At 38.0% G+C, this 5,267-nt stretch carries 5 protein-coding genes and 1 pseudogene; 4 read left to right on the plus strand and 2 right to left on the minus strand.

Annotated features, from left to right (window positions below; all coding sequences use genetic code 11):
* The first annotated feature begins 146 nt into the window (after positions 1–146).
* The 3 genes from ACFIJW_RS02825 to ACFIJW_RS02835 all read left to right on the plus strand — a co-directional run bounded on the left by ACFIJW_RS02825 (position 147) and on the right by ACFIJW_RS02835 (position 2,656).
* Positions 147–1,040, plus strand: coding sequence for a hypothetical protein (locus ACFIJW_RS02825; RefSeq protein ID WP_375633220.1), 894 nt, complete (start codon positions 147–149; stop codon positions 1,038–1,040).
* 91 nt (positions 1,041–1,131) lie between these two features.
* Positions 1,132–2,256: a N4-gp56 family major capsid protein gene (locus ACFIJW_RS02830; protein WP_273788714.1), complete on the plus strand. Its 1,125-nt coding sequence runs from the start codon at positions 1,132–1,134 to the stop codon at positions 2,254–2,256.
* Positions 2,257–2,275: 19 nt separating this feature from the next.
* Positions 2,276–2,656, plus strand: coding sequence for a hypothetical protein (locus tag ACFIJW_RS02835; RefSeq protein ID WP_375633221.1), 381 nt, complete (start codon positions 2,276–2,278; stop codon positions 2,654–2,656).
* A 34-nt stretch (positions 2,657–2,690) separates the two neighbouring features.
* On the opposite strand, the gene ACFIJW_RS02840 is transcribed toward ACFIJW_RS02835, so the two are convergent.
* Positions 2,691–2,972: an addiction module antidote protein gene (locus ACFIJW_RS02840; protein WP_273788712.1), complete on the minus strand. Its 282-nt coding sequence runs from the start codon at positions 2,970–2,972 to the stop codon at positions 2,691–2,693.
* On the minus strand, positions 2,953–3,264 hold the full coding sequence (locus ACFIJW_RS02845; RefSeq protein WP_017196508.1) for a type II toxin-antitoxin system RelE/ParE family toxin: 312 nt from the start codon (positions 3,262–3,264) through the stop codon (positions 2,953–2,955). Before ACFIJW_RS02845 ends, ACFIJW_RS02840 begins: the two co-directional genes overlap by 20 nt.
* A 211-nt stretch (positions 3,265–3,475) precedes the next feature.
* Here ACFIJW_RS02845 and ACFIJW_RS02850 point away from each other — a divergent pair.
* Positions 3,476–3,751 (plus strand): annotated as a pseudogene (locus ACFIJW_RS02850) (hypothetical protein); the annotation flags it as partial.
* Between the last annotated feature and the right edge of the window lie 1,516 nt (positions 3,752–5,267).

Below are 5,267 nucleotides of genomic sequence, written 5' to 3' on the forward strand. Positions count from 1 at the left end.
AGAGAGAGCAAAAACAGACGCAGAACTGATGAAGCAACGCTATGAGATTGAACGGCAGAAGCTTCTCAATGATCAGGCACACAATCAGATTATGCGAGAGCGAATAGCATTACACAGAGGTATGCATAGTTGAGAAAGGTGAAAGAATGAATGCAGAAATGAATGAAGCTATGAATGAAGATTACAGAGTTGGAGCACCGGTCTTTGATGATGAGAGCTCTTTTGATGCTGGCACTTATGATGGTGAAACGATTGATAATGATGATGTCACCTCTCCAGAGCCGGTTGCACAGCCCGTTGAAAAGCCTTCAGAGATTGTTCCTAGTATAGAACAGCAGCGTGTGGAGCAACAAGCCAAACAAGCCCGTGAAGCGCTTGTCAAGTTTTATGAACCCCAATCCCAGACGCCAATGGTTGAAGGTGAAAATGCACCCCCAGACCTACGTGAGGACCCTGTTCGTTTAGTGGCGTGGATGTTAGATAAGATTCAAAAGCAAGATGCGTATATTAGGGAACAGAAAGAAGCGCTAAGACAAGCTGAGGAACAGCAGCAGCACGATATGCGTCTTGGTGAATTTTTTAATAATTCTGTTAAGTCGTTTCAAAATAAATCCAGTGATTTTGATGCCGCGGCAAATTTTCTTTATGAGGCACGCGCAAAGGAATTGAGTTCTTGGTCATCACTTTATCCTGAGTATGGACAACAAAACACAATAGATGCGATTATAAGAGATCAATTGCATGCGCTTGTAGCGACTTGTGCACAAAGAGATCTCAATCCGGCAGAAGAAATTTATAGAATAGCACAAAACCTTGGCTATCAGAACCAAGCAGTGCAAGCGAATAATCAAGTTGCAGAACTTCAAAGTCGGCAGAATTCTGCGAGAACCTTAACGGCATCTGGTGGAGGGGGCGTGACGGGTCCACTTTCATGGGAAACGATGGACGCTATGACGGATAAAGAGTTTCAAGCGTGGTACAGTAATCCAAAGAACCGAGTGCTTATACGCAAATTGAGTGGTGCAGATGATGAAGATTAAGTGAAAGACTTTTAGAGAATAAGCCGCCTTTGGTGCGGGTTGGTGGTCCGGCTTTAAGCCGGTTTTTTTATAGCAAAGAAAGGTGAAATAAATGGCAACAACACATATAGGGATTAATGATCCCCATGCGTTAAAAACATGGGCGAGAATTCTTGATGCGGAGGTCTCCAAAGCAACTCCTATTGCTCCTTTGATGGGGCAGGATTCCAATAGCATTATTCAGGTGAAAACAGAGACGCAAAAAGGCAAAGGGGATTGTGTAACATTTAGTCTGCGAGCTCAGTTATCAGGACGTGGTGTGAGTGAGGGTGAAACCCTTGAAGGCAATGAAGAGGCACTACAATTCCTTCATGATAAACTGTATATCAATGAACTTTATCATGGAACAAGAATTGCCAATGAAGGCACTATTGATAATCAGCGCACATTGTTTAATTTGCGCGAAGAAGCCAAAAACAGTTTATCAGATTGGTATGCGGACCGTTTGAGTTTGATGTTTTTCGTTCACGCTTGCGGTTATACAGCCAACAGGCTTAATTTTGAGGGAGAACTGGTTGATCTTGATCCTCTTTTTTGGGGCTTTAATGCACCATTAGCTCCAAGCAGTAAGCGCATTGTGCGACCAGAAGCAAAAACCAAGGATGAAGAGCTTACAGAAAAAGCCAAACACAGCTTTAATCTTAAATTGATAGATGAAGCGGTTCAGTGCGCTAAGCTAGCGAATCCTAAAATTAGACCGGTTCGCGTGAATGGCGAGAGTGTTTATGTGTTGTATTTGCATCCCATTCAGGTGACACAATTGCGCACTAATACAGAGACGGGTCAATGGCTTGATATTCAGAAAGCTGCTTATACCGGTTCGCGTTCCAAAAACCCAATCTTTGATGGTTCTCTAGGCATGTACAACGGTGTGATTTTACGTGAATCAGAGCATGTCACCAATGGTGTTAAATCCACGGATAGTACACGTCTTGCAGGTGTGCGCCGTGCTGTTTTGCTTGGAGCGCAAAGTGTCGTTATGGCATTTGGTAAGAGTTACGGTAAGACCCGCTATAAAATCGAAGAAGAAACCTTCGACTACAAACGCGAATACGGTTTTGGAGTGCATACAATTATGGGCATGAAGAAAACGCGTTTCCAAATGCCCGGAAGAGCACAAGGAGCCCAAGATTTTGGAACGATAGTTATCCCCACCTACAGCGGTGAAGTTGAGTGATGAGGAAAGGAAATAGGACATGGTAGATGGCGTAACAGGACACTTACACGGCAGAGATCTTCATACACATCAGGTCAGTTTTTTGCGTTTGAATATCTCGCATAAAGATAAGCATTTGACGCGCAAAATCGGGACTTTACCGCGTGGTGCAATGATCCTTTCGATTAAAGCGTTTGTGAAGACAGCGTTTTCGGATGCGAAATTAAAGATAGGCAGCACCTATGGTGGTAATGAGTTTAGTGAAAAGGATATCAAAACCCAAAGCACTCAAGATTTTACATCAACCAACCAAAAAGAGTTTGTTCCAGAAGATCAAGAGCTTACGCTTTATGCAACACGGGATAAAACAACCGCGGCTGGTGAGTGTGTTGTGGTCGTGCAATTCGTGACCAATCGTTGAGAGGTATAGGGGAAGGCTTAATTCCCCTCACGATTTATGGAGCAGATTGTACAGAGAGTTGTAAATTAAGGGCAGATAAGACAGCGACTAAGGTAGAAAGTTTAGGATCACCTGTTTTGCTTAAAGAGCGGTATAATCCACTGCGTTCGCGATTGGTTTCTTTTGCTAAGGCACTCATATTTTGTGCTCTAGCAACAATACCAAGGGCATCCGCTATATGAGAGGCATCACCAGTTTTAAAGGCTTCATTTAAAAAGACTTCTTGAGATTCTGGTGTTGTGAGGTGTTTTTCAAAGTTAAAGGTTTTCAATTTCATTTTTAAGATCCTCTAAAAGAGATAAGGCTTTTTGAATATCACTGGATTGTGTGGATTTGTCACCACCACAAAGCAATATAATGATTTTATCGCCTTTTTTTGTAAAATAAATTCGGTAACCAGCACCATAGTGGATACGTAATTCACCTATACCATTAAAAAACTTTGCATCACCCAAAAGCCCTGAACGAATTCTATGAAGCCTTGCAAGAATTATATTAGCAGCTTTTCTGTCTTTAAGTTTTTCTAACCAGTTATCGAATTCATCTGTTGTTTTTATTATCGCTACCATCAGTGCACTATACTACACAATATATATAATATCAATAGTAATAATTTTTACTGAGAGGTATTTTGATGACACGTCATTATATTCGGGTTAAGACTGGAGGACCGATACCAGTAAAGCGAGATGTTTATCGTCATAAGAGAACACTTTCGCACTTAGTGTCGGTCATTCAAGATGAGATTGATGACATAGCCGNATTAAAACCGGAGGACCGATACCTGTAAAGCGAGATGTTTATCGTCATAAGAGAACACTTTCGCACTTAGTGTCGGTCATTCAAGATGAGATTGATGACATAGCCGATGAGTATGTTCAACAAATCCAAGAAAGCATTTTTGCAGCCATTCGTTTTTGTGAACGGGAGACCTTTTACTTTAACGAAAGCCGTGATGTGGTGTTTGAGACACGGGCGGGACAAGGTGTTTATGATGCAAGCACTACCAGCCATATCGAAAGTGCTGTTAAAATCAAAAACGTTTATCTGAGTTCGATAACATATTATGCATAAAAAACCAATAAAGTCAATAGGTTGTGTGAAATTATTTTATATGAATCCACTTAAGAATCCACACTTTTATGCATGATTCATTTGATCATTTTTTATATAAGATTGCCATGCATGAATAGACCATAAAAAGCAAATCATGATACAAATATTATAACGCATGTGTGCATTCAAATGAAATGAAAAGCAGCTATCATTCATAACAGTTTATAAATCTTATGATACGTTTTTATCACAGTACAAATCACATTGTTTAAAATTTAGTTGTTTGGAATTATCGATAACATACGTTTAAAGATCACATCTTGTTTTAATGATTGGATTGTTAATCGCATGATAAAAACAAAATTAACGGTCCCCAAAATTGGGGAGCGCAAAATCTAAAGATGTTATAGTATCCTATAAGAAAGTAATCATTTAAAACTTTTATAAGCTTATAGGTTTAATTTATAAAGATTGCATAAAAGGATTTAAAGACAAGATCACTTTTAAAACGCTTTCTAAAAGTTTAGAAAATGATAAGTAATCAGCATAAATATAATATCATGACATATAGAATGAAAATCACAATGTTATGTCTTATGAAAGAGAAAGCTTTTTAATGATATAACGCAAGCAAGAAAACTTCAAAACCATTGTAATCTCACATGGGTTTTTACTCAATTTTGAGTCAAAAGCTGTAATGTTTAAAGAATGCTCTATTCTAAGATAATGCCTCCAAAAATGGACCGGCTAATATTTAAAGAAATTAGGTTTTATGAAAAGTACAAATACGCTTATGAGAACCTCTTTAAATGCACGTTTAAACGTTTGAAACATAAAATGAGATCTTTATAAGAAACGTTAAAACTTTTTTTTATTACAGTTATAACTTAGTTATCATTTGCTCTTAAAAACGTTTCATTTATGAGAAAATTAAGATTTAGCTTTCACAGCAGAGCAAAATCTTGAAAACCTTACATTTTATAAAAGCGTTTGTTTATTTTTCTTATGAAAAGCTGCTTTGTAAAAACCAACGCTTCCAAATGTAAAAAGAACGTTTTTACAAGACATTCACTTAATATGCATTTGCTTTTGATTGGATTGATAAAGCTACCGAGCATTTTGATTTGTTTGATACGTTTAATAGCCATAACAAGCGTTTATAGGCTCTGTAATTCAAATGAGTGATTAAAGATCATACGCACATTTACGTTTCTTTTGATAAGTTTTCATATCTCTCATAGAGCGCTTGCAATATGATACGTTTTGTATATATGCATTCATTACTCCATGTGGATGATTCATTTTAATCAATAAAAAACGCTATTTGAAAGCCGCGTCATATCATTTGGCACGGCTTTTTTTTATGAATGCTATCTTTTATGAGATGTTTATAGCAATGCATTTTATATGCGTTTATAACCATAAAGAATGCACGCCCCCATGTCTCTTTTTATTCTGTTTTATCAGTTATATTGACAACATTATCCCTTTCATAAACCTCACAATTTTTTGGAAC

Source organism: Bartonella sp. MM97QHHN, from assembly GCF_042194285.1.
Taxonomy (GTDB): domain Bacteria; phylum Pseudomonadota; class Alphaproteobacteria; order Rhizobiales; family Rhizobiaceae; genus Bartonella.

Excerpts from the sequence above, each read along its gene's own strand:
- ACFIJW_RS02835 (WP_375633221.1), top strand. The coding sequence starts at position 2,276 with ATGGTAGATGGCGTAACAGGACACTTACACGGCAGAGATCTTCATACA.
- ACFIJW_RS02840 (WP_273788712.1), bottom strand. The coding sequence starts at position 2,972 with ATGAAATTGAAAACCTTTAACTTTGAAAAACACCTCACAACACCAGAA.
- ACFIJW_RS02830 (WP_273788714.1), top strand. The coding sequence starts at position 1,132 with ATGGCAACAACACATATAGGGATTAATGATCCCCATGCGTTAAAAACA.
- ACFIJW_RS02845 (WP_017196508.1), bottom strand. The coding sequence starts at position 3,264 with ATGGTAGCGATAATAAAAACAACAGATGAATTCGATAACTGGTTAGAA.
- ACFIJW_RS02825 (WP_375633220.1), top strand. The coding sequence starts at position 147 with ATGAATGCAGAAATGAATGAAGCTATGAATGAAGATTACAGAGTTGGA.